The sequence below is a fragment of the Methyloprofundus sp. genome, from assembly GCF_965251085.1.
Lineage (GTDB): Bacteria > Pseudomonadota > Gammaproteobacteria > Methylococcales > Methylomonadaceae > Methyloprofundus.
The window spans coordinates 2,834,454-2,861,406 of the sequence record NZ_OZ252594.1; the positions used below are offsets into that span (position 1 = coordinate 2,834,454).

Below are 26,953 nucleotides of genomic sequence, written 5' to 3' on the forward strand. Positions count from 1 at the left end.
AATACATGAGCGAATGACTCTATGATGATAAAAAATCGTTTCTTAAAACAACTAATAAGTAGCTTTATTGACCTGCTGCCTATTTTGCTGGTGGTACTTTTTTTTCAGATTCTAGTTATCCGCCAGCCTATTCCAGATGTCGCTGATTTAATCTTCGGTATGTTATTAGTCGTTTTGGGCCTGACTTTTTTTATCGAGGGCCTGGAACAAAGCCTTTTCCCAATAGGCGAAGCAATGGCATTCGACTTTGCCCGTAAAGGCAGCTTATTCTGGTTGCTTACTTTTGCATTTTCACTCGGGTTTGGTACCACTATCGCGGAACCAGCATTGATAGCCGTTGCTGAAGAGGCAGCTGCTATTGCAGCCAAGGGTGACATGATCAGTAATACTGCAGCAGCAAAGGCGGATTATGCATTTGGCCTGCGCTTGACCGTTGCATTGGCCGTGGGATTTGCAATTTTTATCGGTGTCATTCGTATTATTAAAGGCTGGCCTATACATTATCTGGTTATTTCAGGCTATGTCGGCATTGTTATCATGACCTTTTTCGCGCCTAAAGAAATTATCGGTATCGCCTATGATTCCGGTGGGGTAACGACCTCAACCATTACCGTCCCATTGGTAACCGCTTTAGGGGTTGGACTTGCTTCTGCGATTAAAGAGCGTAACCCGATGCTAGATGGCTTTGGCTTGATCGCATTTGCCTCACTTACACCGATGATCTTTGTAATGGCCTACGGAATGATTCTATGATGGAGTGGCTGCTATCTTTCTGGCAAACCCTGCTCGGGACATTCCGGGATGTCATGCCGATTGCAGCCATTATTATTGGCTTTCAATTGCTCATTATCCGCAAACCTATACACCAGCCTAAAAAAATATTCGTTGGTTTTTTTTACGTTTTACTAGGTATTGCCCTGTTTTTGCAAGGGCTGTAAATGGCATTATTTCCAATTGGTGAATTAATGGCAAAACAGCTGACTACTCCTGAATTTTTGCACATCGATGCTTCAGCAAGCAATGCTCCCTGGCAGGCTTATTACTGGGTATATATCTTTGCCGCCAGCATAGGCTTTGCAACCACACTGGCGGAGCCGGCTTTGATGGCCGTTGCCATCAAAGCACAGGAAATTTCCGGTGGAGCGATTCACGCATTAGGTTTAAGACTAGCCGTTTCAGTCGGTGTTGCTTTTGGCATTGCTTTAGGTGCTTACCGTATCGTTTCAGGTACTGAACTGTATATTTTCATTATAGCTGGCTATGTCATTGTTATCATACAAACTATTTTTGCACCTAAAATGATCATCGGCTTAGCCTATGACTCGGGTGGCGTAACCACATCAACTGTGACTGTACCGTTAGTGACAGCACTTGGACTAGGCCTGGCTTCCACGGTCCCTGGGCGCAACCCATTACTAGATGGCTTTGGCCTGATTGCATTTGCCAGTTTATTTCCTATTATTGCAGTGCTGGGATATGCGCAAATTGCTAACTGGAAAAGCCGCCGAAGCCAAAAACAATCAAAATAAATAGGGTAGATAAATGCATTTCAAACTGATTATTGCTTTTGTAGAAGATGATAAGACGGACTTAGTTCTGGAGACCTCTCGTGAATATGGTGCAACCGGCTCCACGGTCATTAATAATGCTCGCGGGGAAGGTCTTGAGACATCAAAAACCTTTTTTGGTCTAACCCTAGAATCTCAGCGTGATGTGCTATTGTTTCTAGTAGAAGAACACCTAAGTCGCACGATTTTAGAAGCCATTTCAAAAGTGGCTGAATTTGACTCCAAACCAGGGACCGGGATTGCCTTTCAGATTGATGTTGAAGATGCCATCGGGGTTATGCATCAGGTCGAAAAACTAACGCCAATTGTTGAGGAAAAGCTATGAGTAAAAGAGTGATAACAAGAGTACGCGATGTGATGAAAACAGATTTTGCCAGCATAGACGGAAGTGCAACCATTAGCGAAGCATTACGGGTCATGAAAGCCCAAAAAACATCCACGCTAGTGGTCAATAAACGCCATGATGATGATGAATACGCTCTGGTGACCTCGGGTGATATAGCTCGGCATGTACTCGCAAAAGACAAAGCCCCTGAGCGCGTTAATGTTTATGAGATCATGTTAAAGCCGGTTATTTCAGTGCGGCCAGATATGGACATTCGCTATTGTTCGCGCTTATTTGCGCATTATGATCTAGTGCGTGCTCCGGTACTAGAGGGTCGCGAAGTTATCGGTACAGTTAGCCCAAATGCACTGGTATTAGAAGGCTTATATAAAACAATAGAACCAGAGTGATGGTTAAACTTTTTATTCCATAATGATGCTTATGCTTGCTAGATAGTGTTATGGGTAAAGACCCGGCAGTAGGTACCAGCGTTATGATTACCTTTATTACCGATACCATGGGTTTTCTAATCTTCCTAGGGCTTGCAACGATTTTTTTACTCCCTAAATACTGATTATAATTCAAACTGACTCAGGGGATAAGAACACGCTTCACAGCGAACAACACAGAACGACATAAGTCTCGGTATTTTTTCACCGCCTGAATTTTAGCTCTTCTCCAGCTATTACTGTATCAATTCAATCATAAAACTGCCCCACCAAGACCTTTCCGGACACTGTAACAGACAAAAAAGGATGATTAGCTTGTCACACACCAGAAATAGAACTAAACTAAGTTTAGCTAACTGCGGAGCCTGTCTATGTTACAAATGAATATACACGAAGCTAAAACACACTTATCACAATTACTTGAACAAATAGAAGCTGGCGAAGATGTGATTATTGCTCGTCACGGCAAGCCAATTGCGCGGCTTATTCCATACTCAGTTAAACCAGTACAACAACGTGAACCAGGTAGCCTACATGGAAAAATTAGCTTTAATGAAGATTTTGATGCACCTTTACCTGACGATATAGCCTCAGCATTAGGTATGTAATGAATTACTTGCTTGATACCCATACATTTATCTGGTGGCTAAATAACTCACCTGAATTAAGTGCAACTGCTAAGAAAATTATTAGTCGTCCTGATAATAGTATTTTTGTGAGTCATGCCAGTTATTGGGAAATAGCGATAAAAGTTTCTATTGGCCGCTTAACTTTTCCCCTGAAATCCTTAGAGTCTGAATTACAACTAAATGGATTTGAATTGCTTTCAATAAAAACCTCCCATATTCTTCAGTCAGCAAGTTTACCTATGCTACATCGTGATCCTTTTGATCGAATGCTAATCGCACAAGCCCAGATGGAAGGTTTAAACTTGATAACAGTTGACCAGCATATCCAACAATATACGTTATCGTGGTCATGGTAATTCGTTACATATTTTTAAACCAGTAACCGCTGAAGCTCTTGACAAATGAGCTCTACGCTTTCTGCAGGCATAAAAAAAGCCGCATATAGCGGCCTTTTCTACAATCTATTAAAACGAGAGTGTTATTTCAATAAACCCTGCAATAATCCATTCAGGTTGTGTACAAACTCAGCTGGATCATCTAATTGACCACCTTCACTTAATACTGCCTGGTCAAACAGAATACGAGTTAGATCAGAAAAGCGAGTATCATCTTGCTCTTCTTTTAAACGCGTAACCAAAGCATGCTCCGGATTGATTTCAAAGATAGGCTTATTCGCACCCATACCCATCATGCTCATATCCTGACCGGCTTCTTTCATGATGCGTTCCATATTTAAACTCATCGCGTCTTGCTCAGTCACCAGACAAGAAGGAGATGCAGTCAAACGATGACTTAAACGTACATCACCCACCTTATCTGCTAGCACTTCTTTAATCTGATTAATAACCGACTCAAAATCTTTAGAGGCTTCTTCCTGCTCTTTTTTATCTTCTTCAGTATCGAATTTGTCTAAGTCTAGTTGACCTTTAGCAACTGATTGCAAGACTTTACCATCAAAATCATTCAGGTTAGAAACCAGCCACTCATCAACACGATCCGTTAATAATAAAACTTCGATGCCTTTTTTACGGAAGATTTCCAGGTGCGGACTATTTTTAGCGGCAGCAAAACTATCTGCAGTTACATAATAAATTTTGTCCTGGTCTTCCTGCATACGACCAATATAATCTTCGAATGACACCTCTTGCGCATCAGTATCTGCATGAGTTGAAGCAAAACGTAATAATTTCGCAACCCGGTCTTTGTTTTTATGATCTTCAATTGGGCCTTCTTTGATCACATTACCAAACTGCTCCCAGAAAGTAGCATATTTTTCTTTGTCGTTAGTCGCGATATTTTCTAATAAGCCTAGAATCTTCTTGACTGCGCCTGCTTTAATCGTACTGATTTTCTTGCTTTGCTGCAGAAGTTCACGCGATACGTTAAGCGGTAATGAATCAGTATCGATAACACCGCGTACAAAACGCAAATAACGTGGCATTAATTGCTCAGCATCATCCATGATAAATACTTTACGTACATACAGTTTTACACCATGCTTTGCATCTCTATCCCACAGATCAAAAGGCGCGCGTGCAGGTACATATAACAACATTGTATATTCGTTAGTCCCTTCAACCTTGCTATGTACGTGTGCTAAAGGGTCTTGAAAATCATGGCCTACATGCTTGTAAAATTCGTTATAGGCTTCCTCATCTAACTCGCCTTTAGACTTAGTCCACATCGCTGAAGCACTATTAATCGTTTCGTCTTCTATTTTAGCTGGCTCAGTCTCCTTGCCTTCTTCATCAGTAACGGCAGGAACTTCTTTCGCCATAACAATAGGCAAAGAAATATGATCAGAGAATTTTCTAACGATAGAACTAAGGCGAAAATCGTCTAAAAATTCTTTTTCATCTTCTTTTAAGTGCAAGGTGACTTCAGTACCACGGCCAGATTTTTCTACGCTTTCCAGTGTATACTCACCTTCACCTGCTGATTCCCAAAGCGTTGCTTCTTCGCTACCCGCTTTACGTGTAATCAAAGTAACCTTATCAGCCACGATAAACGCAGAGTAAAAACCCACACCAAACTGACCAATTAATTCGCTATCTTTTGCCTGGTCACCAGTAAGAGCATCAAAAAATTGTTTTGTGCCTGATTTTGCAATCGTACCAATATGCTCCTGCACTTCTTCGCGCGTCATACCAATACCGTTATCACTTACGGTAATCGTATTTGCTTCCTTATCAAAAGCCAGGCGTATTTTTAACTCACTATCACCTTCATACAAGCCATCATTAGACAATGCTTCAAAGCGCAACTTATCAGCCGCGTCAGATGCATTAGAAATTAACTCGCGCAGAAAAATCTCTTTATTACTATATAAAGAGTGAATCATTAAATTTAATAAATGCTTAACTTCAGTTTGAAATCCAAGCGTCTCTTTTTTAGCTTCAACGGTCATGGTGATAATGCTCTCCAAATAAAAATAAATAGTCCTTTCGATATTAGGGTAAAGAATAGTTTTTCAAGGGCAAAAGAAAATATGCACAAAGTAACGTACAGCCAACTGGAATATTTTTTACATTTTCGCAGAAACCCTGCTATTTTATTTATCAAGATGACTAAGCGACATCCAAATACATTTCTGAACAAATAAAGGTATCTAATATGAGTGGTTTGCAAGAACGAAAAGAACAGTGCCCGTATTGCGGGGAAAGTATAGAAATTCTGATTGACCCATCGGAGATGCATCAAAATTATATTGAAGATTGTCAGGTTTGCTGCCAACCCATCACTATTGATGTGACGATTTCTCACGAGGGTGAAATCTTTATTTCCCTTTTACAGGAAAATGACTAAAGTTTTAGGTCGCCAATTCTATATCAGATGCAGGCACCGAACTGCAAATAGGCAACAACCTTCATCCTAGAAAAATCAGTTGAGCGCGAATTTATAGTGCAAGATATGGGTTTCACAGTGCTTTCAAAAAATTTTAGCTTCACCCATAGGTTAAGCGGACATTTTTTGCAAGTGCGGTGGAATCAAGAGCTTGTGCTAGAAAACGTGAGCAACTGATTTTTCTAGGTTCATCAGGAGTAGAGAAAGATGCTACCAGGTAATGTAAGATTAGGGCAGAATATGTAAAGATAGCCTAGCAACAGCTAAGCTTTATAACTGCGTATGTTCAATTCTCTCCAATAACCTTAGCTAATTTTTTAATCAATGCTTTGTTGCCATTTTCGAAGGCTGGCCGCCTATTTCAGCGCCTTGCTCTCAACAAAAATCGACGCACTATAACAGCCCAACCGTCACCACGCAAAGTATAGAATTTATTTTTACTCCATTTATGTATAGCTTCAAGCAACTTGCCGTTTTTTTTCTTTTTATCGAAGGAATACTACCTAAATCCTGCAAGCCCATATTTTGACTCTCATTAACCTGTCTAGCTAAGTGGTTATTAGGTTTTTACTGCCGCTTTGCCAGCCCTCTTTGTCCAACCGATCAAAATATCCAGATTTAAATCATAAATAGAGGAAATTTTTTGTATCGTATGGATATCCCCCGAGCCCAAGGCAATAAACACCCTGCCAACGTGCCATGACCTTTTAATCAAAGTGACTTAACTTCGGTTAATGTTAAGCGAGTAACCCCACCTTAACCCAATCATCCCATTCCTGTGGATAGAGCGGATCTGCAGGTGTTCTGACTCTCAGCTGATTATTGCCTGTGAGTAATTTTCCAGCCACCCGAATCAGATAAGTACGAAGTGTATCCGGCTCCCATTGGCACAACGTTTTGTTGCCACTCAATTGAGCCATCCAGCGCACGGTATTGTAGGCAAGAACGGCGCAATGAAATAATGCGGCATTAGCCAGAAATTGATTCGTTCTGATTTTACCTAAACCCATTTGTGATTTTGCTTCTTCAATCCATGTTTCGCACGTCGCTCGTTCACCATACTTCTTATGTGTTTGCCAAGGCGATAGAGGTTCAGTTGTTACATAACAAAAATAGTCATATTCTGCCGTATCCCAAAGCTCGGACTGAGGTCCTGTCACTTGTTTAGGTTGCTTTATCCTGACCGCGACAAACTGACGAGAGCGAGACCAGCCACCACAACGATATTGAAACTCGCTCTGCTCCCAACCGGGTCGGCCTTGTATGGCTGTCCAGGCCTGTTTGGCCAGCAATGCGTTCAAATTCTTAAGTTTAACCTTTATTAGATACCCATGCCCTCTGGTATCGAGAAATTCAAGCAAATCACCGACAAAATAACCACTGTCACCGCGAAAAATAATGCGCATCCGATTGGGCAAGTGTGCAAGTAACTGTTTGGTAAATTCTACAACACCATTGCTTGTAAAGGCATTGCCTGTCCGGAACCAGGCTTGTAAAATTTCTTTTGTTTCCGCTAGAAAAGCGAGTTGTGGATGGTATGAACGGGCACCTTTCTTTTTGGGGTTGAAGCCTTTGGCACTTCCTTCTTGTCGACCACAAACGGTGTCCACAGTTGAATCGACATCGACCCACTGGACGGATTGTATGCCAGTTTTCGATTTTCCGGAACGAAGCAATCGCCGCCAGTGTTGACCACGCAAAGTATGCGTGAGCGTTTCAAACTGGCTTATCTGCCTATCACTTACTTCTTTAAAGATCCGTAAAATTGTGGTTTCAACAGGAATCTTTATCCAGCCAGCTACTTTGCGCAGTACGCTATCTGCCCATACGGTCGTCACCTTTGCCATTGATGTTGCTCCCCCCATCATGCCAACCAACGTCAATAGAACCACATCAGATAAGTGATGGTCTGCATTTTCACCCCGCCGATGTGGAACGCTTTGTTTTACGGTTTTTTCAAAACCTATCCTGTCTAAATATTTCACGACGGGAATCAGTCCCGCCTGGCTTGTCAATCCATGTGCTGTAGATGTCATTTTTACCGTTCGGGTACGGTTTCTTACGTGAGATGAGGATTTTGATACTTTAGAGGGCTTCATTAAAACAATGAGATAGTGAAATCAGGAAAATGATATTATATCATTGTTTAATAAGGAGTTTTGTGGATTATTATGTATAATGCTTGCAGGATTTAGGTTATATAGTTAAAAACAGAAGAATTTTTTAGATCCAGATCTGACGACTGAAGGCCCGTCATTGAAACGCTAGGGTCAGCAGTCAGCAGGGTCCCGAATTGTGAATTTTTAGCTTTTCTAACAATAACACTTTCTGAACTTGGGTGTATTCTGAAGGAAGCTACAAGGATTTTGCAATGAAGAATAGGAATGGGTGTTCATAACAAAACCGGGCGGAGGTATCAAAAAATGAATGATTTAAAAGAAAGAAATGAACAATGCCCCTATTGCGGAAAAAGCATAGATATTTTAATCCATGCCTATCCGGTTAGCACAGGTTATATGGATCTCGCCAGCTTCGGATGTGCCTGCCCGCTTTCGTACAAGCCCTCTAAGTCGGTGCATCCATCCGGGCGGCTGTCTCCAGCAGACTGTTGAGTGCAACCAGCAGCAAGAGATATTGCACAGTGATTGTTGGGCTTCGCAAGCTCAGCGCCAACCTACATGTCAATCATTGGTATCAAGTTATTATCCTGGAGTTCAGGTGGTCTGAATAATAAAAAAGGCTCAATCGGGACTGAATTTAACAGATACGTGGCAGCTGTTCTCCACTAAACAAATCTAATACCCGACTCACTCCGAAAGCTGTTTTAAGACTAACAATGCCCTTGTGATTAGCATTATCTGTTACTTTGCCAATAATACAGGCTTGCTTGCCCAGTTTATGTTGTCGCAATAAGGTCAGCACTTGTGCGCTGCTAGCTTCAGGAACAAATAAGACAAAACACCCTTCATTAGCTATATATAAAGGGTCAAAGCCTAAAATTTCACAGGCACTTTTGACATCATCATGTACGGGGATTTCGCTTTCGGTAATTTCAAAACGATGCTGTGAAGCGGTTGCCAGCTCTATCAGGCCGCTAGCCAGGCCGCCCCGTGTCAGATCCCGCATGCAATGCAATTGCACACCAGCTTGAATCAGGCTTTGAACTAAGCCAGAAAGATCGGCACAATCGCTGCTAATATTATTTTCAAAGTTCAAACCTTCGCGTTGCAACATAACCGCAATGCCATGACGAGCCAGGTCACTGCTGACGATAATATGGTCGCCAATGTTAATATTTTCTGAGTTAATAGATATGTTATTCTCAACAAGACCGATCCCAGCCGTATTAATATACAAACCATCGCCCTTGCCTTTATCAACAACTTTGGTATCGCCAGTAACAAACGCTACCCCTGCCTGCTTTGCGCTAGCTTGCATGGATTGCAGTATGGCTTGCAAGTCTTTAATCGGAAAGCCTTCTTCAATAATAAGCCCACAACTTAGGTAAAGCGGCTTGGCGCCACTCATAGACAAGTCGTTTAAAGTGCCACAAACGGCAAGCTTGCCTATATCTCCTCCGGCAAAAAACAGCGGATTTATAACATAAGAATCCGTGGTAAACGCCAACTTACTCTGGTTAATGTCCAGAATGGCGCTATCATGTTTTTGATTTAGAATATCGTTACTAAAAATGGGCTGGATAAAATTATCAATTAATTGCTGCATCATGCGCCCCCCACCGCCATGCGCCAGAACAATTTTTTCGTAGTCTAGTGGCAAGGGACAGTTGAGTTGCATAAGTACCCATGCAAAATTAATTTAACCTTTTATGCAAACTCTACTTTGTAATTCTTTCCAATATTAGACAGCACCTTAAATAATTCTTCCTGAAGAGAGGCATAGGATTCATAAGCTGAAAAAGGAAGCCATTCGTATTTTATTTTACGCCATATAATCTCGATAATATTTAACTCGGGTGAGTATGGCGGTATACGGTAAATGGATAGGTTTTTTTCTTTCCACCTTTCAAGGTTTTCATTAAATTCATTACTCGTATGAGTCGATGCATTATCAATAATAAGAGTTGTTGGTTTTTTAATCTGTTTAGCAAATTCATCAATACAAGCCACAACAACCGAAGTGTTTACACTCCCTTCAAAAACAAAAGAATCAAACCTGCAATCTCTGTTAACAAAACCTAATACATTAAGACGCTTGCTGTTTGAGCTTGGTATTTCAATCGTCTCACCTGACTGTTGCCAAGCATAAGGAACACAGGGTTCTAGTGTAAACCCCGACTCATCAAAGTAGCACAAATCAAGTTCATTCTCTTTATGTTGTTGTATTAATTCTTTTATTTCATCGGTTGCCAAATCAAATTTATCTTGATTACGCTTTATCCTTAAGGATTTTCTAACTCGTTTCCAAACAAGATCAGCTTGTTTACAAATACGTTTTATAGTATCAATGCTAACTGAAATGCCTAGATCTTCTTCAAATTTTGCTAGTACTGATTTTAATGATCTAGGAGATTTTTCAACTCTCTGGACTAAGCTTATTTGTTGTTTTTCAGTTAAAATACCTCGCCGTCCTCTTCCCTGACAGTCAACCAATCCATCGATTCCATTCTTTTCCCAGTTAGAAAACCAAGTGGAAACAGTTTGGCGGCATACGTTATAAATAGAACAAATCATGGGAACAGAATGCTCTTTGAAACTTAATAAAATAGCATGAGCTCGACTTCTACTTAAATGAAGTGGATGGTTTTTATGCATCACATTTAAAGCAGTAATTTCTTCTGGGAGTAGGTGTTTTATATAGAGCACAAACATTTAGAGTCAGCAAAATAATTGTTTATTATGACACCTTTTTTCGTTAAATTAATTTTGCGTAAGTACTTATCAGGCATGAGAACGATACCGGTAGTAGGCAGCGCATGCGCCTTCAGAAGAAACCATGGTAGCACCAAGTGGATGTTCGGGCGTACAGCTTTTACCAAACTCAGGGCAGGCATCGGGCTTTAGCAAACCCTGTAAGATTTCCCCACTACGGCAATTTTCTGGCTCTTGAGTATTTATCGATGCAAGAGAAAATCTGTATTCAGCATTCCATGTAGAAAAATCAGCTGATATTGCTAAACCACTCTCGGGAATTTTACCTAGCCCGCGCCATTGTTGATCAACGACTGTGAATACTTGCTGCAATAATTGTTGCGCAGGCAAGTTACCCTGTTGCTTAACGACCCGGCTATATTGGTTTTCCACGCTAGCACGCCCCGCTTCTAACTGTTTTATACACATGTATATCCCTTGCAATATATCGACTGGCTCAAAACCCGTAATCACGATGGGAATATGATAGCGTTCGGCAATAGGTAGGTATTCATGATAGCCCATAATAGTACAGACATGCCCCGCTCCCAGAAACCCTTGTACGGTGTTAGCTTCTGAGCTTAATAGCGCTTGCATCACCGGAGGAACCCGAACGTGGCTTGCAAGTACCGAAAAATTTTCTAGTTGTAACTGCCGGGCTTGATAAATAGCTAAGGCTACTGTGGGCGCGGTAGTTTCAAAGCCGACACCAAAAAACACCACTTGTTTATCAGGATTATCCTGGCTCAATTTCAATGCATCCAGAGGTGAATAGACAGTACGAATATCAGCTCCTTGCGCTTTTAAACTCAGTAAATCATCATGTGATCCGGGGACGCGTAACATATCACCAAAGGAGCAAAAAATAACCTTGTCCTGTCTGGCTATCTCCAGTGCTTTATCGATAGATTGTAGTGGTGTGACACAGACGGGACAGCCCGGACCATGGATAAGGTTGATTTGCTCAGGGAGCAACTGATCAATACCATGCTTGATAATACTGTGTGTTTGCCCACCGCAGACTTCCATAATATTCCAGGGCTGCGTGATAATGGATTGAATGGCGTTTAATATTTTCTTCGCACTTTTGGGGTCTCGGTATTCATCGACAAATTTCACAACAAAGCCTCAAAGCTATCCAACTCCTGGAACAGCTTTAAACTCTCGGCAGCTTCGTGTTGATCAATAATAGAAAGCGCAAAACCCGCATGGACGATAACATAGTCATTAATCAAGGCTTCAGGCAAATAAGCGAGACTCACTTCTTTGGTCACACCAGAAAAATCGATTCGTCCTGTTCGAGAGAGTGGCTCATCATCTGAAATAGAAATAATTTTACCTGGTACAGCTAAGCACATAAGCGTTATCCATTTAAGGTGGCAGCATATAATTGCCCCAGAGCAAGTCCGCCATCGTTAGGAGGTATTTTTTCATGAGTATCAGACATCTTGATTCGCTATCCTGAAAGAAATCCATTAAAACTTAAACTAGGCAATATAATTAAAGGGTTAGGGAATTATTGTCAAATGATTGATATTTTCAGCTAAAGAAATGAAAATGGTACTCATTTAGGTTAAACTAAGCCCTCATATCATACGAGGTATTCAATTAATGCAGCAACTCATGCTCCCAATAATTCCTCAGGGTACGACTATTATAAATGGTCAGGTCAGTGTTGATAACCGAAATGATGAGTGGTTTTATTTCCTCGGCGGTATCCCGATCTATTCTCACCAGGCTGACAATAAGAGATTATTTAGACTTCACACCTCTCAACTCATCAATACCGGTTCCTGTCGTTCAATCGATATTATTACAACCTTTGGTGTCTCTAAAAGTAGTGTTATGCGCTCATTAAGGCAACTACGAGAAAAAGGGGCTGATTCGTTTTTTGAACCTCGCCCGACTCGCAAGGGAGGACCACTCTTTACGCTTGAGGTTTTGCAGCAAGCTCAGGAATATCTGGATCAAGGTATGACGCCTAACGAAGCCGCTAAAGAATTAGGCATCCGGGCAGATACCTTTCGCAAGGCGATCAGTGATGGACGTTTAAAAAAAAGTCTGCCGCATCAATAGACCCCAATGATGGCAGTACCAAATCAGCCCGTGATATTATAGATGCCAATGCAGCCGATGTGCTTGGTACGGCCTGCACTCGAGTAGAAGAGCGAATCCAGGCTGCTTTGGGTGAGCAGGAAAAGGGAGCCTCAATCGAATTCGAATCCTGTTTAGATGTTCCTAAAGGCGGTGTGTTATGTGCATTGCCCGCGTTACTTGGCAATGGCTTATTAAATGACATTGAGCGCCACCTGGGCAAACTGACAGGTTACTATCAAACCTTTCATATTCTATTGCTACTCGCCTTTATGGGGCTATGTCGCATCAAAAATGCCGAACAACTTCGCGAGCATGCACCGGGTGAATTCGGAAAACTACTTGGCCTGGATCGGGCTCCCGAAGTGCGTTGTTTAAGATCCAAAGTAAAAGGACTGGCTGAACCAAAATCAGTCGAAAGCTGGGCGGCCGACCTCAGTCGACAATGGATGGAAAATGAACCAGAGGCAGCAGGAACACTCTACATAGATGGTCATGTCCGTGTCTATCATGGACACTTGACTAAACTTCCCAAACGGCATGTTTCACGCGAAAAACTCTGCTTACGGGGTATCACCGACTACTGGGTTAATGATGGTACGGGGCGTCCCTTCTTTGTCGTTGAAAAAACGGTGGATCCGGGCTTACTAAAAACGCTGGAAGAAGATATCGTCCCCCGATTACTCAAAGACATTCCGAATCAACCGAGTGCACAAGCATTACAGCAAAACAAACAAGCCTGTCGTTTTATCCTGGTGTTTGATAGAGAAGGCTATAGCCCCGCATTCTTTAGAAAGATGTGGGACAAGCATCGTGTCGCTTGCATGACCTATCATAAATTTCCCACCGAAAATTGGCCACTGGACAATTTTTCCAGTCAGGAGATCACCCTACCGAGTGGTGAAAAAGTCATCATGAAACTCGCCGAACGAGGCAGTCTGGTTGGAACCAAAAAACAGGCGATGTGGATGAGAGAAGTGCGCAAGTTGACTGATTCTGGTCACCAAACCAGTATTATTACCACAGCCTATGAACTAGAGTTGACGGCTGTTTCTGGGCGAATGTTTAGCCGGTGGTGCCAAGAGAACTTTTTTAGATATATGAAGCACCACTATGGGCTAGATATGCTACAGGAGTATGGAATAGAGCCACTATCCGATACCCAAAAGGTGGTCAACCCTGATAGGCGCCAACAGGAAGGACAGCGTAATTCGATACAATCCAAACTCAATTACCGTCTATCTCGATTTGCAGCGATGGAACTTCATCCGGTGATTAAAAAAGATGAAACGGAAGATGTGAAATACAAGAAATGGGAAAGAAAACGAGCAGAATTACTCGAAGAAATAGAGCATTATGAAAATGAACTAAAAACCATCAAGGAAAAACTAAGCCAAACGCCCAAACACATTACCTGGCAAGAGTTGAGAGACGAAGATAAGTTCGAACAGCTTCTGCCAGGGAAAAAGCGGCTGATAGATACTGTCAACATGATCGCTTATCGGGCAGAAACAGCAATGGCCGCTCTGCTAACCTCACCGACAATCGATTTTCCGATGGCAAGGCAACTATTACAAACGCTGTTTGTGACAGAAGCAGATATATTACCCGATGAAGTAAAAAAACAACTTCGGATACGTGTGCATAGTACTTCCCGACCTGCAAGTAATAAAGCAATAGAAAAGTTATTTGAACAACTCAATCAAACGGAACTCAATTATCCAGGAACCGATCTGCGCTTAATTTATGAGCTGACTTCATCCGCAAAAAATTAGGAAATGGTCTCAAATTAGTTTCGTCTGAATCAAGATGTCTGAGTATAGACAGAAAATCCAGCTGTTTCTAATTTACTAACGCATTTATCTGTTAAATAGGCATTTTGAAAGCAGCCACCACTTAAAACAATCTGTTGCTGATGGGCACGCTCGGCAATATGCACTGTCATTTCTGCCAGGGTATTATGAAATTTAGCCGCAATGATATTGCTATCTAAGCTGCCTAAATCAAACAGGATTGCTTGAACCATAGGCATCCAGTCAATAACAATCGGGCTTTCCCCGCTCAACTCAAAGGGGTAATAGTACTCTGTTTTCACTCGGTTGGCGGCTTGCTCTAATAACATAGCTGCCTGCCCTTCGAATTGGTTGATATGGCATAGGTTTAATAAGCTTGCGACGGCATCAAATAACCTGCCGACACTTGAGGTCAGCGGAGTATTGATGCGCTTATTTAATATTTGCTGCAATAAACTGAGCTCTTGAGTTGAAAATTCAGCTAAAAAACTTAACTCCTTGCGCTGAAATAGTGTGTTATTTTCCATTTCATACAGTAAGCCTAATGCCGAACGTCTGGGTTCAATAGCGGCCTTATCCCCGCCCGCCAGGGGGAATTGACGAAAATGCGCAAAACGTTGCTGTTTTTGTTGAGTAAGCAATAAACACTCTCCGCCCCAGCTGCTATTATCCGTACCTAATCCGGTACCATCCCAGGCAAAACCCAGAACGGGAGCTGTCAAGTCATACTCTGCCATACAGGACAATATATGCGCATAATGATGCTGTATCGCTTGTTTGGGTAAAGCTTGCTGGCTTGCAAACCGGCTACTATGGTAATCCGGATGCAGATCGTGAAGAATTACGCTGGCTTTGCTGCCATAAAAAGTTTGCAAGTCAGTCATCGTTCGCTGGAAATGTTCTTGAGAGCTTGCTGAATCTAAATTACCAATATGCTGACTGACAATCAACTGCTTTCCCAGACTGATTGCCACGGTATTTTTCATTTGCCCACCGACAGCAAGCATATCAGGGAGTGCCCTGCTGATATTGATAGGGATAGGCACATAACCCCTGGCACGGCGCAGGCAGGTCGGTTTATTATTGATCTGGCGAACAATAGAGTCATCTAGGGGATGAATAATCTCTCTGTTATGCATTAAAAAGAAGTCTGCTATCTCGCCCAGTTTATTCACCGCCTGCTGGTTTGATATACAAATAGGGTCATCGCTAAGGTTGCCGCTAGTCGCAACCAGCGGTTTGTTAAAATCATGCGCCAGTAAATAATGTAAAGGTGACGCAGGCAACATAATACCCAGCAAGTCATTATTTGGTGCGACTGCATCAGCGATTAGAGCATGACTAAGCCGCTTTAATAACACAATCGGACTAGCGCGCGAACTTAACGCTTGTTTTTCGATAGAACTGACATGACACAGCGCTTGTACGCTAGACAAATCCTTAAGCAACAGGGCAAAAGGTTTGGCAGGGCGTTGTTTTCTCAAGCGCAATGACTCAATCAGGGGTTGATTGCTGGCATCAGCAATTAATTGAAAGCCACCTACCCCTTTTATCGCCAGTATTTTTCCTTGCTTTAATAGCTCTATCGCCTGTGCCAATACTGGCTGATTTTGCTGCACTTTATTGCCCCGGCTATCTACTAGGCTTAATTGTGGACCACAGCGGGGACAAGCAATCGTCTGAGAATGAAAGCGCCGATCATCAGGAGTTGCATATTCCTTTAAACAGTCGGGACAGGCTGTAAATTCTGCCATACTGGTTCTAATACGATCATAAGGTTGCTGGCGCATAATGCTGTATCTAGGGCCACAATAACAGCAACTGGTAAAAGGGTAGCGATAAAAGCGACTGGCAGGGTTGATTAAATCTTTGAGACAGTCAGGACAAGGGCTGATGTCGGGCAATGCAAAAGCAGAATGTTGACCATTAGTGGAACTGGGTTTTATGCTAAAAGAAGCGTAATTTTTCAGTTGCTTTTGCTGAATACTCAATTCGCGTATCTCTGCAAATGGCGGTAGCTGCTTTTGCAGGCTGGATAAAAAAAGTTGCTGTTGATCTGGCACACCCTCAAGCGCAATAGAAACGCCTGCGCTGGTGTTCGCTACCCAGCCATTTTGTTGATACTGTGTTGCCAATCGATAGACAAAAGGCCGAAAACCTAAACCTTGCACAAACCCTGTTATTTGAATGGAGAGGTGTTTTTTTAAGCACATACCTGTCTTTATGAAAGTAAGCGTTTAGATGAGGAGACAAATACACTCTTCTCAAATTTAAAGAGTTTTTATAAATGCTCATGCCTGAAAACATATAACTGTCATATTTTTTTCATATAATAGAACATTAATACTCTTAAGGTATTATACTTTAAGTATGAGGCATTCTTTCACAGGATTGTGCATGAAATAACTTGAGCAACCTTTAACACAAGGCTTATGGGTTCGACAGTACGTACCGCGCGAATGAATTCGCATCTACAGTTGATCAGTTTATTTCGTGCTCGTTCCTAAATAAGCGGGGAAAGTAGGAGCATGGAACAGTTTATTCATGGATTAGTCGTCAACAACGACTTTAAATCCGAGCGCTTACTTAATATTTTGCGCGAGATTCAAGCTGAATATCGTTTTATATCAAAAGACGCAATAGAAATATTAGCCGGATTACTTAATATTGAGCGCACGCAAATCATCAGTGTCGTCGAGTTTTATAACTTTTTTCATTTGCAGCCACGCGGTCAATACGACATTCTGATAAGCGACTCTATTACTGATCATATGCTGGGAAAACAGGCCATCATGGCTTATTTATCTGAGCAGCTGAGGGTAGCTATCGGCGAGATCCGTGAAGATGGCTTGGTCAGTCTGGATAACACGTCTTGCACAGGCATGTGCGATCAGGGACCTGCCGGCCTAGTCAATGGAATTGCTTTGACACGACTCACTCAGCGCAGGGTCGATGAAATTGTTGTCCTGGTTAACCAGCAGGTACCTGTCAGCGACTGGCCTAAGTCGTTATTTACTACTGCGGATAATATCTATAAAGAAAATTTATTATTATCATCTGAAATAGCACAAGGAGACGCGCTTAAAACAGCATCGACTCGAGGCTGGCAAAAAACCTTGCATGAAATTGATATTTCTGGCCTGCGTGGTCGGGGTGGAGCAGGTTTCAGTACCGCAATGAAATGGAAATTTTGTGCTAGCGAGGCAGAAACCGAGCGCTATGTAGTTTGTAATGCGGATGAAGGAGAGCCAGGTACGTTTAAAGACCGCGTGCTGCTCAATTCCTTTGCCCATCAAGTCTTTGAAGGCATGACGCTGTGTGCTGCAATTATCAATGCTAAACAGGGCTATTTATATTTACGAGGCGAATACCTACATCTCTATGATGCATTACAAGAGGTACTCAAAGTTCGACGTAAGCAAGGCTTACTGGGTAAAGATATTATTCACTCAGGCCAGGAATTTGATATAGAAATTTGCCTGGGTGCCGGCGCTTATATTTGCGGAGAAGAGTCCGCGCTGATTGAATCATTAGAGGGTAAACGCGGAATCCCACGAAACAGACCCCCCTACCCGGTTAGCCAGGGCTATTTAAACAAACCTACTGTGGTCAACAATGTCGAGACTTTTATGGCGGCGGCAAAAATTGCAGTTATCGGAGGCCAGGCGTTTGCCGATCTGGGCACCGAAAAATCTAAAGGCACTAAATTATTAAGTATCAGCGGTGATTGTCAGCGTCCAGGTATTTACGAATACCCTTTTGGTACCCGTGTTAAGGAAGTATTGCATGATTGCGGTGCCGACCAGGTGTTAGGAGTGCAAGTAGGCGGGCCTTCTGGCACTTTTATTGGCAATGATGAATTTGAGCGTCAATTAGCTTTTGAAGATTTAGCGACAGGGGGCTCCTTTATCATTCTGAATACGAGTCGTAATATTCTTCAGCTGGTCAAAAATTTCACCCACTTTTTCGCCCATGAAAGCTGTGGTTTTTGTACACCTTGCCGAGTGGGGACTGCATTACTTAAAAAACAACTGGATAAAATTCTCGATGGACATGGCTCAGCCGGAGATGTCGCTGCTCTGGATGAACTCTGCCAGCTGGTCAAAGATTATAGCCATTGTGGATTAGGGCAAACCGCAGCAAATCCGGTGATCACGACTTTGCAGCGTTACCCGGAAATTTATCAACAGCTGTTAAAGAAAATTAGTTACGAGCCAGGGTTTGATTTAGATGCTGCCTTGGAAACGGCTAGGCAATTAGCGAATAGAGATGATGAACATGCCCATTTAGCACAAGTGGAGGAGTGAGATGAGCAAAACGATTAACATTGATGGACAAGAGGTTCCCTTTCAGGAGGGTCAGACTATTATGCAGGCAGCGACTGCTGCAGATATATATATTCCTCATTTATGCCATAACCCGGGATATGAACCACATGGCAGCTGTAAGCTATGCACCGTACAAGTCAATGGCCGCAGTTGCACCGCGTGTACATTTCCGGCAATGGAAGGTCAGAATATAGTCAATTCCAGCCAGCAACTGGATGAAGATCGAAAAAAAATCACCCAGATGTTATTTGTAGAAGGTAATCACCTCTGCCCTTCATGTGAAAAAACCGGCAACTGCCAGTTACAGGGTGTTGCCTATTATTTGAATATGCTGGACAACCATTTTCCGCATTTTTTTGCGAATAGAGAAATGGATGCTTCCCACCCTGATTTACTCATTGATCACAACCGCTGTATTTTTTGTAATTTATGTGTGCGTGCAAGTCGTGAGAAAGATGGCAAAAATGTTTTTGCCATTAGTGGTCGAGGCATTAATAAACGTTTAATCGTCAATTCAGTTTCGGGCAAGTTAAAGGACAGTGATATTGATGTAAATGATCATGCTGCACATATTTGTCCTACCGGCGCAATTCTTATTAAGCGTACTGGTTATGCCATACCCATTGGTGAACGTGTGTACGATAACAAGCAAATTGACGTCGTCAGCCTGGCGCAGGAGCATAATACCCATGACGGATAAAATCAGAGTCGCAACCACATCTCTTGGTGGGTGTTTTGGCTGTCATATGTCATTTCTGGATATTGATGAGCGCATACTGCAGCTTGCTGAAGTCGTGGAATTTGATCGCTCGCCAATTACCGATATAGAGCATTGTACTAATAGCGATATCGGCTTAATTGAAGGCGGTGTGTGCAATTCTGAAAACGTACACGTACTGAGAGAATTTCGTAACAATTGTAAAATTTTGGTGGCAGTAGGTGCTTGTGCCATTAATGGCGGCTTACCTGCCATGCGCAATCATATTCCACTGGCAGAATGCCTGAATGAAGCTTATCTTGATGGTCTGGGAGTAGAGAACCCACAAATCCCCAATGACCCTGAATTACCCCTGTTATTAGATAAAGTTCGCCCGATTCATGAAGTGGTTAAAGTCGATTATTTTTTACCGGGATGTCCACCCTCAGCCGATGTGTTCTGGAAATTCCTCACTGATCTGATAGCAGGACAAGAACCGAGTTTGCCGTATGAGTTAGTTCATTATGATTAATATACTTCGCACGGTTACGGATGCGGATTTTTATCGGTCGCTTTTTGCCGATAGACTGCGTTGCTAAAATGGTTGCGTAGCCAGCTATGCGCCCATTTCAGCGCCTTGCTATCAACAAAAATCAACTCGCTATAACAGCGCATCCGTAACCGCGCGAAGTATAACGCAAGCGCCTCTGAAAGTGTGTTGTTTTAATCGGGTTTCTAATGTAGCGATAATATATCGGCAAAAATCTCATAAAAAACTATAAATATAAATTATAAATCAATCAGTTATGCTGCATTATTTTATCGGCACAATAATCGGCAAAAAATAGATAAAATAGCTATAATATATTTTATATATCAATGCTTTGCATGGAGAATTAATCGGCATGTTAAACCAGGAGTCAACATCACGAATTGAGCCTTGCCTATTTGGTGAAAATGTTCCAGCAATAACTTCAGATTTAGCGGCTGACCTTGTCGGGAAATCATCAAATTTAACCGCTTGGTTAAATTCTAAAACGGCTGAAAGTTTATCATCAATTGTTAGGATGATGAATTGCTATTACTCAAACCTTATTGAAGGACATAATACAAAGCTTCAGGATATAGAAAGGGCCCTTAATAGTGATTTTGAAGATGATGAAAAAAAAAGAAATCTACAAGTTGAAGCTTTGGATCATATTAGAGTTCAACGTAAGATAGAGCAGATGCATTTAAGTGGAGACCTTGGAGATCCAACTTCCATTGAATTTATTTTATGGCTGCACAAAGAATTTTACAAAGATGCAACGAATAGCATGTTAACCATTAAAAATAACAATAGAAGTATTTTAATGGAGGCGGGTACATTTAGATCAACAGCAGAGCATACTGTTATTGTTGGTCAGCATCAGCCGCCTAGCGGTCAGTATGTTGAAACTTTTATGCGTTATTTTGAAAATCGTTATAATCAGGCGAATGGAAAGAGTCTTCAAGTGATGGCGATTGCTTCAGCGCACCATAGGCTTGCTTATATTCATCCTTTTTTAGACGGGAATGGTAGGGTTTGTAGATTAATGAGCCATGCAATGGGATTGCAGGCTGGAATAGGAGCTTCAGGGTTGTGGTCTATATCCAGAGGGCTTGCTAGAGGATTGAAAGCGCCTGATGAATATAAAAGAATGATGCGTTTAGCTGATATGAAAAGGCAAGGTGATCTTGATGGTAGAGGCCGTTTATCTCTACGAGCATTGGTTGAGTTTACTAACTGGTTTTTAAAATTAAGTATTGATCAGGTTGATTTTATGACTAGCTTATTTGAACGTCCACACCTAAAAAAACGCTTAGAGAGTTATGTAAAATTAAAAGAATTTAAACCAGAATCTATGTATATTTTAGAGGCTGCGCTTAGTAATGGTGAGATCCCTAGAGGGGATGCAGTAAGGATAACAGGACATAAAGAGCGAAGTGCTAGAACAATATTATCAAAACTAACGGATGATGGAATTTTAAGCTCCGATACGCCTAAAGGCCCTGTTTCTCTTCGGTTCGATTTAGACTCATCAAGAATATTATTTCCAAAATTATTTGCTGATTTCACATTAGACCAAACTGAAGGGTGAAACCAACACTCATCATTGAAAGAGGATTTTTTTACAATGTTAAAAAACCAGAAAATAGCAATTATCTTTAGGTAGTTAGGAGCGAGGATTTAATAATATCCGAAAGTATGACGCAGTATTTTGGCATCACAAGCGTGCTAGGAAAACAGGCGCATAGCAGGCTACGCAACTGTTTTTCTAGTGCGACTGTGGAGTCAAAAGACAAGTCAGACTCGGGTATTATTAAATCCTCGCTCCTTAGCACTAAATCTATCAGTTCTATAAAAAATAGAACTGATAGATTTACCAACACCCTTTCAGAGATGCTTGTTAATAACGTGGGTTCTGTTACTAACAAATTCATATTCAGACAATGCATAACAGCAGAGAATCATTATGTACGAAAATTTAGAAACAGCTGAAAATCAAGAGAACTTGAAGCGCGTGGTCGTCGACCCGGTTTCAAGAGTGGAAGGACATGGCAAAGTTACCCTACTTTTAGACGAAGAAAATAAAGTCAAACAAGGTAAGCGCTCAATAGTCAGCGTACTTCACGGCAACTCAGATTAATGCCAAACTATCCCCATTGTTAAATACCACGGGGAATTTTAAATGGCAGCGTTAGAAAAAATACAGGCAAAGACTTTCTGGCCTATTCACATAGAGCACTGGCAGGCATCAGGCCTATCACAGGTAGCTTATTGTCGACAGCATGATTTATGTCCGCAAAAGTTAGGCTACTGGAAACGTAAATCGACTGTAAAGCCGACTACTTCCCCTACAGGGTTTACACGTATTCGGGTTGACGGGGATCGTTCATCTGCGCCAGTCCCAGGATTATCTTTGCAATTTAATGATGGTATTCGGTTGGAAGGTATTACGCAGGATACTATGCCGTGTATTCAACCACTGCTTGAGCTGTTGCGATGACGGTTGTTATGCGTCCCTCTCTGTCTTTGACAGAAGTGTATCTGTATCGGCAGCCCATTGATTTTCGTAAGTCACATCGGGGCTTATCGGCGATTGTTGAATGTGAGTTAGGGCATAATCCTTTTGAGGGGGCTCTCTATGCCTTTACGAATAAACGGCGGAATAAGATTAAATGCCTGTTTTGGGAAGATAATGGTTTTGTCCTTTATTACAAGTCATTGGTAGAAGAAACATTTAAGTGGCCTAAGGGTGAGGAAGAGACATTAACCTTAACAGGCCAGCAGTTAAACTGGCTGCTGGATGGCTTTGATATTAGCGCGATGAAAGGTCATAAAAAACTTCAATATGAGTCTGTTTTTTAGCTGTTTTTGTGTTCATTATTGCCACTATAAATGCTATAATAAAGCCATGATTTTAGCCGATATTTCAAATATAAAACAACAAGATAAAGCCGGTTCTTTGCTGTCGGAGAGTGTTGCTTTGTTGCTTGAAAAAAAACAGGCTATTGATGAACTGACGCGTGTGATTGAAGTTAAGTCTGGGGTGATTTCCGAACAGAAAAAACGCATCCTTATTCTGGAAGAGGTACTACGCTTATCTAAAATAAAACGCTTTGGATCATCCAGTGAACAATCTCATCAATCCTCTTTGTTTGATGAAGCAGAGAATGAAGCGGATAGCGATGAGGAGCTAGACCTGGAGGCTGATGAAGCACCTGAGGACGAAAAACAAACAAGTTCTACTGGCACCAAGAAAAAGCCGGGACGCAAACCCTTCTCAGATAAGTTACCTCGCGAGCAAATTTTTATTTATTTAACCGATGAAGAAAAAGAAGGTGCTATTGATACTTTCTTTACTAAAGTGAAAGAAGAGCTGGATATTATTCCTGCTAAAGTACGTGTTCTTGAATACATGCAGGAAAAAGCGGTCTTTATCAAACAGATTGAAGGCGAAAAACAACGCCAGGTTAAAGCCGCACAAATGCCCAGACACCCTATTGCCAGAGCAATGGGAAGCATCAGTTTAATGTGCTTTGTTATTATCGCCAAGTATGCTGACGGCTTACCTTTATACCGGCAAGAAGGCATCTTGTCTCGTTATGGGGGTGACATCTCCAGAGCGACATTAGCAAACTGGATGATCGCACTGGCTAAACAACTTCAGCCCCTGATTAACCTGATGCGAGAGCATCAACACACAGGGGCAGTCATACTCGCTGATGAAACGCGGGTTCAGGTATTAAAAGAACCGGGGCGGCCAGCGACCTCAGATAAATATATGTGGGTGACGCTTGGCGGGCCACCGGGTGAAAAAAGCATCCTGTTTGAATACGATCCCTCTCGTAGTGGAGACGTCCCCATGCGCCTGCTTGACGGCTTTAGTGGCTATCTGCAAACCGATGGCTATGCGGGGTACAATGCCGTGTGCCAAAAAAACAGCATCACCCAGCTGGGGTGCTGGGATCATGCGCGTCGTTATTTTAAAGATGCCCAGAATGCACAGCCTAAACGCAAAAAGGGACAAAATAACAAACCCTCAAAAGCAGGTAAAGCGCTGAGCCTGATCAATAAACTGTATGTCATTGAGCGAGAAATTAAAGACCTGTCAGTGGATGAAAAATATCAGCAGCGCCAGGAGAAGAGCATTCCTGTATTGAACCAGCTCAAAGCCTATCTGGAAGAAAACCAGCATAAAGTACCTAAAGATAGCCTGACAGGAAAGGCAATGACTTACCTGAGTAACCAGTGGGAAAAACTCAATGTGTATTGCACCCATGGTGAACTCAATATTAGCAACATCCTGGCAGAAAATGCGATTCGCCCGTTTGTGATAGGGCGCAAAGCCTGGTTATTTTCTGATACCCCTGCGGGTGCTCGTGCCAGTGCAATACATTACAGCCTGATAGAAACAGCTAAAGCAAATGGGCTGGAGCCTTATGCATATCTTAAGCAGGTTCTCACTGCTTTACCTTATGCTGATACGGTTGATAAAGTGGAGGCTTTGTTGCCCTGGAATATTAAAAAATCAGATACGCCTGAATAGGGCAAGTACGTGCTTCGTTGAGCGCTTACCAAACAAGCGCGTTTGCATATCGTGGAATTCAGAGGCTTTGAACGCTTTATTCAAGGCAGGCCGTATTGGGAATTACCGGTTTTGGTGCAACGTTTATGTGGTATATGTCCCGTTAGTCATCATTTGGCTGCGGCAAAAGCCATCGACCAGTTAGTGGGTATAGACCCCGAAAACCTTCCTCCCGCAGCAGATAAACTTAGAAGGCTACTGCATTTTGGTCAAGTGATGCAATCCCATGCCCTGCACTTTTTTCACTTAGCCAGCCCCGATTTATTATTTGGTTTTGAAAGTGAAATTAATAAACGCAATATTATCGCAGTACTCAATGCATACCCGGATATAGGTTTGCAAGGAATCAAGTTACGTAAATATGGTCAGGAAGTGATTCGCATGGTCTCTGGTAAGCGCATCCATGGCACGGGTGCAATTGCTGGCGGTATGAATAAGTCGTTAAGTACAGCTGAACGGGATTATTTAAAGCAAGATATTGAGCAAATGCTTGAATGGGCAGTGGGAGCAATTGCGCTGGCAAAGAAAGTGCATTGTTCAAACTTACCCTATTACGATGATTTTGCTACGATACCGACAAGCTATCTGGGGTTAGTCAAGCCTAATGGGGCGCTAGAGCTTTATCATGGCGGCATACGAGCCAAAGATGCAAATGGCAAAACGATTATGGATCATACTGATTATTGCGACTATAACGATTATATCCATGAAGAAGTTCGCTCCTGGACCTATATGAAATTTCCATACCTAACGAAACTAGGTAAAGAGCAAGGCTGGTATCGTGTCGGTCCTTTAGCACGGGTGAATAACTGCGATTTTATTGATACCCCACTAGCAGAACAAGCGCGCATGGAGTTTAAACTGCACGGTGACGGTGAGATGGTGCATAGTACATTGGCTTTCCATTGGGCACGCTTAATTGAAGTTTTACATTGTACCGAGAGCATTAAACAATTATTGGATGATCCTGACATTATGGGCACTGAATTGGTCGCGCAGGGAACTAGACGCTTTGAAGGTATTGGTGTGATTGAAGCACCGCGTGGCACTTTATTTCATCATTATCAAGTCGATGAAAATGATATCGTCACCAAAGCCAACCTGATTGTCTCGACTACCAGCAATAATATGGCGATGAACGAATCCGTACGTCAGGTGGCCGCCGAATATTTATCTGGCCGGGAATTAACAGAGCCGCTATTAAATAATCTGGAAGTGGCTATTCGTGCGTATGATCCGTGCCTATCCTGTGCCACACATGCGGTAGGTAAAATGCCACTGCAACTTGAGCTGGTTGATGCTGAGGGACAGATTATTGATAAATTACTCAAACACAGTGACGGTCAGATAGAAAGAAACCGATGACTAAACCTATCTTAATTTTTGGCTATGGCAACCTGAGTCGCGGCGATGATGCGCTGGGGCCATTATTACTCGAAAGCATTCAGGAAAGAATAGAGACGCAGACTATTGAGATATTATCTGATTTCCAACTACAGGTTGAACACGCTTTAGATTTAGAGGGTCGACAACTGGTTTTATTTGTCGATGCATCCGTTTCATGTACGACAAACTTTGGCTTTATGCGCTTACAGCCCATAAAAGATAGCAGCTATACTACTCACGCCATGAGTCCTGCGTCCGTGTTACACGTGTATCAGTCGATTAAAAAACAAGCGCCTCCCCCTTGCTTTTTATTGTCGATACAAGCGTTCAGGTTTGGATTGGGTACTGCGATGAGTCAGCAGGCAACAAAGAATTTACAACTCGCGGTGTCATTTGCAGAAGAGTTACTTAACAATGCTGAGTTAGATTTCTGGCAACAACAGGCAAGTTTGCCTGAAGTCAGTAAGGAACCAGATCTTGCATGAAATATCCTTGCTGGAAAATGTAAGAGAAATTTTACAAGAACATGCCCATAGTCAGGACTTTAAACAAGTCATAAAATTGACGCTAGAAATTGGTAAGTTCTCTTGTGTAGAGCCGGATGCCTTACGCTTTGGTTTCGATGTAGTCATGCAAGATACCTTAGCAGAAGGTGCTGAACTGATACTCATCGAATCCCCAGGTAAAGGGGTATGTAATGCTTGCGGACAAGAGAGTATTTTAGATAAGCTATACGACCCTTGCGAGTTTTGTAAACACCCTTTTGTGAACATTACCCAAGGCAACGATATGATGATTAAAGATTTAGTGGTGATTTAACCTAAAAACCGCAGTTGAACGCTATAAAACACTCTAAGT

27 protein-coding genes and 2 pseudogenes are annotated in these 26,953 nt (G+C 42.2%); 21 read left to right on the forward strand and 8 right to left on the reverse strand.

Annotated features, from left to right (window positions below):
* Positions 1-24: 24 nt before the first annotated feature.
* The 6 genes and pseudogenes from ACQY3F_RS13165 to ACQY3F_RS13190 all read left to right on the forward strand — a co-directional run bounded on the left by ACQY3F_RS13165 (position 25) and on the right by ACQY3F_RS13190 (position 3,327).
* Positions 25-753 carry a DUF1538 family protein gene (locus ACQY3F_RS13165; RefSeq protein WP_428357684.1) on the forward strand — a complete coding sequence of 243 codons (729 nt, stop codon included), beginning with the start codon at positions 25-27 and terminating at the stop codon, positions 751-753.
* A pseudogene (locus tag ACQY3F_RS13170) lies at positions 750-1,529 on the forward strand (DUF1538 domain-containing protein). Before ACQY3F_RS13165 ends, ACQY3F_RS13170 begins: the two are co-directional and overlap by 4 nt.
* Before the next feature lie 13 nt (positions 1,530-1,542).
* Positions 1,543-1,893 (forward strand): P-II family nitrogen regulator, encoded by a 351-nt coding sequence (locus ACQY3F_RS13175; RefSeq protein ID WP_428355338.1) that lies wholly within the window; start codon positions 1,543-1,545, stop codon positions 1,891-1,893.
* Between the two features lie 32 nt (positions 1,894-1,925).
* Positions 1,926-2,303 carry a CBS domain-containing protein gene (locus ACQY3F_RS13180; RefSeq protein WP_428357685.1) on the forward strand — a complete coding sequence of 126 codons (378 nt, stop codon included), beginning with the start codon at positions 1,926-1,928 and terminating at the stop codon, positions 2,301-2,303.
* 410 nt (positions 2,304-2,713) lie between these two features.
* Positions 2,714-2,950, forward strand: coding sequence for a type II toxin-antitoxin system Phd/YefM family antitoxin (locus ACQY3F_RS13185; protein WP_428355339.1), 237 nt, complete (start codon positions 2,714-2,716; stop codon positions 2,948-2,950).
* Positions 2,950-3,327 carry a type II toxin-antitoxin system VapC family toxin gene (locus ACQY3F_RS13190; RefSeq protein ID WP_428355340.1) on the forward strand — a complete coding sequence of 126 codons (378 nt, stop codon included), beginning with the start codon at positions 2,950-2,952 and terminating at the stop codon, positions 3,325-3,327. Before ACQY3F_RS13185 ends, ACQY3F_RS13190 begins: the two co-directional genes overlap by 1 nt.
* A 122-nt stretch (positions 3,328-3,449) precedes the next feature.
* Here the strand turns inward: ACQY3F_RS13190 and htpG are convergent, their stop codons facing one another.
* Positions 3,450-5,378 carry a molecular chaperone HtpG gene (gene htpG, locus ACQY3F_RS13195; RefSeq protein WP_428355342.1) on the reverse strand — a complete coding sequence of 643 codons (1,929 nt, stop codon included), beginning with the start codon at positions 5,376-5,378 and terminating at the stop codon, positions 3,450-3,452.
* A 206-nt stretch (positions 5,379-5,584) separates the two neighbouring features.
* On the opposite strand from htpG, the gene ACQY3F_RS13200 reads away from it, so the two are divergent.
* A complete protein-coding gene (locus ACQY3F_RS13200; RefSeq protein ID WP_428355343.1) occupies positions 5,585-5,776 on the forward strand; it encodes a CPXCG motif-containing cysteine-rich protein in 192 nt (63 codons plus the stop codon).
* Between the two features lie 776 nt (positions 5,777-6,552).
* Here the strand turns inward: ACQY3F_RS13200 and ACQY3F_RS13205 are convergent.
* Complete coding sequence (locus ACQY3F_RS13205; protein ID WP_428352972.1) at positions 6,553-7,914, reverse strand: IS1380 family transposase; 1,362 nt, start codon at positions 7,912-7,914, stop codon at positions 6,553-6,555.
* Between the two features lie 324 nt (positions 7,915-8,238).
* Here ACQY3F_RS13205 and ACQY3F_RS13210 point away from each other — a divergent pair, with 324 nt between their 5' ends.
* Positions 8,239-8,427 (forward strand): hypothetical protein, encoded by a 189-nt coding sequence (locus tag ACQY3F_RS13210; RefSeq protein WP_428355345.1) that lies wholly within the window; start codon positions 8,239-8,241, stop codon positions 8,425-8,427.
* Between the two features lie 145 nt (positions 8,428-8,572).
* Here ACQY3F_RS13210 and hypE read toward each other — a convergent pair whose 3' ends face one another.
* From hypE to ACQY3F_RS13230, 4 genes are all read right to left on the reverse strand, one after another.
* On the reverse strand, positions 8,573-9,613 hold the full coding sequence (gene hypE, locus ACQY3F_RS13215) for a hydrogenase expression/formation protein HypE (RefSeq protein WP_428355346.1): 1,041 nt from the start codon (positions 9,611-9,613) through the stop codon (positions 8,573-8,575).
* A 29-nt stretch (positions 9,614-9,642) separates the two neighbouring features.
* Positions 9,643-10,647: an IS630 family transposase gene (locus ACQY3F_RS13220; protein WP_428353111.1), complete on the reverse strand. Its 1,005-nt coding sequence runs from the start codon at positions 10,645-10,647 to the stop codon at positions 9,643-9,645.
* 69 nt (positions 10,648-10,716) lie between these two features.
* Positions 10,717-11,805 (reverse strand): hydrogenase formation protein HypD, encoded by a 1,089-nt coding sequence (gene hypD / locus ACQY3F_RS13225; RefSeq protein WP_428355348.1) that lies wholly within the window; start codon positions 11,803-11,805, stop codon positions 10,717-10,719.
* Entirely contained in the window at positions 11,802-12,044 is a 243-nt protein-coding gene (locus tag ACQY3F_RS13230) for a HypC/HybG/HupF family hydrogenase formation chaperone (protein WP_428355349.1), read from the reverse strand. Before ACQY3F_RS13230 ends, hypD begins: the two co-directional genes overlap by 4 nt.
* A gap of 253 nt (positions 12,045-12,297) precedes the next feature.
* Between ACQY3F_RS13230 and ACQY3F_RS13235 the strand changes: the two genes are divergently transcribed.
* Positions 12,298-12,762, forward strand: coding sequence for a hypothetical protein (locus ACQY3F_RS13235; protein ID WP_428353027.1), 465 nt, complete (start codon positions 12,298-12,300; stop codon positions 12,760-12,762).
* 59 nt (positions 12,763-12,821) lie between these two features.
* A complete protein-coding gene (locus ACQY3F_RS13240) occupies positions 12,822-14,555 on the forward strand; it encodes a putative transposase (RefSeq protein ID WP_428354873.1) in 1,734 nt (577 codons plus the stop codon).
* A 29-nt stretch (positions 14,556-14,584) separates the two neighbouring features.
* Here the strand turns inward: ACQY3F_RS13240 and hypF are convergent, their stop codons facing one another.
* Positions 14,585-16,786 carry a carbamoyltransferase HypF gene (gene hypF / locus ACQY3F_RS13245; RefSeq protein WP_428355351.1) on the reverse strand — a complete coding sequence of 734 codons (2,202 nt, stop codon included), beginning with the start codon at positions 16,784-16,786 and terminating at the stop codon, positions 14,585-14,587.
* 315 nt (positions 16,787-17,101) lie between these two features.
* Here hypF and ACQY3F_RS13250 point away from each other — a divergent pair, with 315 nt between their 5' ends.
* From ACQY3F_RS13250 to ACQY3F_RS13260, 3 genes are read left to right on the forward strand one after another with little or no spacing between them, the layout of a single operon-like run.
* Positions 17,102-18,880 carry an NAD(P)H-dependent oxidoreductase subunit E gene (locus ACQY3F_RS13250; RefSeq protein WP_428355352.1) on the forward strand — a complete coding sequence of 593 codons (1,779 nt, stop codon included), beginning with the start codon at positions 17,102-17,104 and terminating at the stop codon, positions 18,878-18,880.
* A 1-nt stretch (position 18,881) separates the two neighbouring features.
* Entirely contained in the window at positions 18,882-19,601 is a 720-nt protein-coding gene (locus tag ACQY3F_RS13255; protein WP_428355353.1) for a 2Fe-2S iron-sulfur cluster-binding protein, read from the forward strand.
* A complete protein-coding gene (locus tag ACQY3F_RS13260) occupies positions 19,591-20,130 on the forward strand; it encodes an NADP oxidoreductase (protein WP_428355354.1) in 540 nt (179 codons plus the stop codon). Before ACQY3F_RS13255 ends, ACQY3F_RS13260 begins: the two co-directional genes overlap by 11 nt.
* Before the next feature lie 14 nt (positions 20,131-20,144).
* Here ACQY3F_RS13260 and ACQY3F_RS13265 read toward each other — a convergent pair whose 3' ends face one another.
* Positions 20,145-20,273, reverse strand: a complete 129-nt coding sequence (locus tag ACQY3F_RS13265) for a hypothetical protein (protein WP_428355356.1) — start codon at positions 20,271-20,273, stop codon at positions 20,145-20,147.
* Positions 20,274-20,503: 230 nt separating this feature from the next.
* Between ACQY3F_RS13265 and ACQY3F_RS13270 the strand changes: the two genes are divergently transcribed.
* From ACQY3F_RS13270 to hypA, 8 genes and pseudogenes are all read left to right on the forward strand, one after another.
* Positions 20,504-21,718 (forward strand): Fic family protein, encoded by a 1,215-nt coding sequence (locus ACQY3F_RS13270; protein WP_428355358.1) that lies wholly within the window; start codon positions 20,504-20,506, stop codon positions 21,716-21,718.
* Between the two features lie 375 nt (positions 21,719-22,093).
* Positions 22,094-22,267: a hypothetical protein gene (locus ACQY3F_RS13275; RefSeq protein ID WP_428357805.1), complete on the forward strand. Its 174-nt coding sequence runs from the start codon at positions 22,094-22,096 to the stop codon at positions 22,265-22,267.
* Between the two features lie 42 nt (positions 22,268-22,309).
* Complete coding sequence (tnpA, locus tag ACQY3F_RS13280; RefSeq protein ID WP_428355359.1) at positions 22,310-22,627, forward strand: IS66 family insertion sequence element accessory protein TnpA; 318 nt, start codon at positions 22,310-22,312, stop codon at positions 22,625-22,627.
* Positions 22,624-22,989, forward strand: a complete 366-nt coding sequence (gene tnpB / locus ACQY3F_RS13285; RefSeq protein ID WP_428353231.1) for an IS66 family insertion sequence element accessory protein TnpB — start codon at positions 22,624-22,626, stop codon at positions 22,987-22,989. Before tnpA ends, tnpB begins: the two co-directional genes overlap by 4 nt.
* A gap of 46 nt (positions 22,990-23,035) precedes the next feature.
* On the forward strand, positions 23,036-24,670 hold the full coding sequence (tnpC, locus tag ACQY3F_RS13290; RefSeq protein ID WP_428352934.1) for an IS66 family transposase: 1,635 nt from the start codon (positions 23,036-23,038) through the stop codon (positions 24,668-24,670).
* A gap of 30 nt (positions 24,671-24,700) precedes the next feature.
* Positions 24,701-26,074, forward strand: a pseudogene (locus tag ACQY3F_RS13295) (Ni/Fe hydrogenase subunit alpha); the annotation flags it as partial.
* Positions 26,071-26,580, forward strand: coding sequence for a hydrogenase maturation protease (locus ACQY3F_RS13300; RefSeq protein ID WP_428355361.1), 510 nt, complete (start codon positions 26,071-26,073; stop codon positions 26,578-26,580). The pseudogene ACQY3F_RS13295 and the gene ACQY3F_RS13300, both read left to right, overlap by 4 nt.
* Complete coding sequence (gene hypA / locus ACQY3F_RS13305) at positions 26,573-26,914, forward strand: hydrogenase maturation nickel metallochaperone HypA (protein WP_428355362.1); 342 nt, start codon at positions 26,573-26,575, stop codon at positions 26,912-26,914. Before ACQY3F_RS13300 ends, hypA begins: the two co-directional genes overlap by 8 nt.
* The last annotated feature ends 39 nt before the right edge of the window (positions 26,915-26,953 follow it).

Coding starts and splice junctions, on each gene's coding strand:
- ACQY3F_RS13255 (WP_428355353.1), top strand. CDS start 18,882: ATGAGCAAAACGATTAACATTGATGGACAAGAGGTTCCCTTTCAGGAG.
- ACQY3F_RS13235 (WP_428353027.1), top strand. CDS start 12,298: ATGCAGCAACTCATGCTCCCAATAATTCCTCAGGGTACGACTATTATA.
- tnpA (WP_428355359.1), top strand. CDS start 22,310: ATGGCAGCGTTAGAAAAAATACAGGCAAAGACTTTCTGGCCTATTCAC.
- htpG (WP_428355342.1), bottom strand. CDS start 5,378: ATGACCGTTGAAGCTAAAAAAGAGACGCTTGGATTTCAAACTGAAGTT.
- ACQY3F_RS13180 (WP_428357685.1), top strand. CDS start 1,926: ATGAAAACAGATTTTGCCAGCATAGACGGAAGTGCAACCATTAGCGAA.
- ACQY3F_RS13230 (WP_428355349.1), bottom strand. CDS start 12,044: ATGTGCTTAGCTGTACCAGGTAAAATTATTTCTATTTCAGATGATGAG.
- ACQY3F_RS13185 (WP_428355339.1), top strand. CDS start 2,714: ATGTTACAAATGAATATACACGAAGCTAAAACACACTTATCACAATTA.
- tnpC (WP_428352934.1), top strand. CDS start 23,036: ATGATTTTAGCCGATATTTCAAATATAAAACAACAAGATAAAGCCGGT.
- tnpB (WP_428353231.1), top strand. CDS start 22,624: ATGACGGTTGTTATGCGTCCCTCTCTGTCTTTGACAGAAGTGTATCTG.
- ACQY3F_RS13175 (WP_428355338.1), top strand. CDS start 1,543: ATGCATTTCAAACTGATTATTGCTTTTGTAGAAGATGATAAGACGGAC.
- ACQY3F_RS13250 (WP_428355352.1), top strand. CDS start 17,102: ATGGAACAGTTTATTCATGGATTAGTCGTCAACAACGACTTTAAATCC.
- hypE (WP_428355346.1), bottom strand. CDS start 9,613: ATGCAACTCAACTGTCCCTTGCCACTAGACTACGAAAAAATTGTTCTG.
- ACQY3F_RS13165 (WP_428357684.1), top strand. CDS start 25: ATGATAAAAAATCGTTTCTTAAAACAACTAATAAGTAGCTTTATTGAC.
- ACQY3F_RS13205 (WP_428352972.1), bottom strand. CDS start 7,914: ATGAAGCCCTCTAAAGTATCAAAATCCTCATCTCACGTAAGAAACCGT.
- hypF (WP_428355351.1), bottom strand. CDS start 16,786: ATGTGCTTAAAAAAACACCTCTCCATTCAAATAACAGGGTTTGTGCAA.
- ACQY3F_RS13300 (WP_428355361.1), top strand. CDS start 26,071: ATGACTAAACCTATCTTAATTTTTGGCTATGGCAACCTGAGTCGCGGC.
- ACQY3F_RS13210 (WP_428355345.1), top strand. CDS start 8,239: ATGAATGATTTAAAAGAAAGAAATGAACAATGCCCCTATTGCGGAAAA.
- ACQY3F_RS13275 (WP_428357805.1), top strand. CDS start 22,094: ATGTACGAAAATTTAGAAACAGCTGAAAATCAAGAGAACTTGAAGCGC.
- ACQY3F_RS13260 (WP_428355354.1), top strand. CDS start 19,591: ATGACGGATAAAATCAGAGTCGCAACCACATCTCTTGGTGGGTGTTTT.
- ACQY3F_RS13270 (WP_428355358.1), top strand. CDS start 20,504: ATGTTAAACCAGGAGTCAACATCACGAATTGAGCCTTGCCTATTTGGT.
- ACQY3F_RS13265 (WP_428355356.1), bottom strand. CDS start 20,273: ATGCGCTGTTATAGCGAGTTGATTTTTGTTGATAGCAAGGCGCTGAAA.
- ACQY3F_RS13190 (WP_428355340.1), top strand. CDS start 2,950: ATGAATTACTTGCTTGATACCCATACATTTATCTGGTGGCTAAATAAC.
- ACQY3F_RS13200 (WP_428355343.1), top strand. CDS start 5,585: ATGAGTGGTTTGCAAGAACGAAAAGAACAGTGCCCGTATTGCGGGGAA.
- ACQY3F_RS13220 (WP_428353111.1), bottom strand. CDS start 10,647: ATGTTTGTGCTCTATATAAAACACCTACTCCCAGAAGAAATTACTGCT.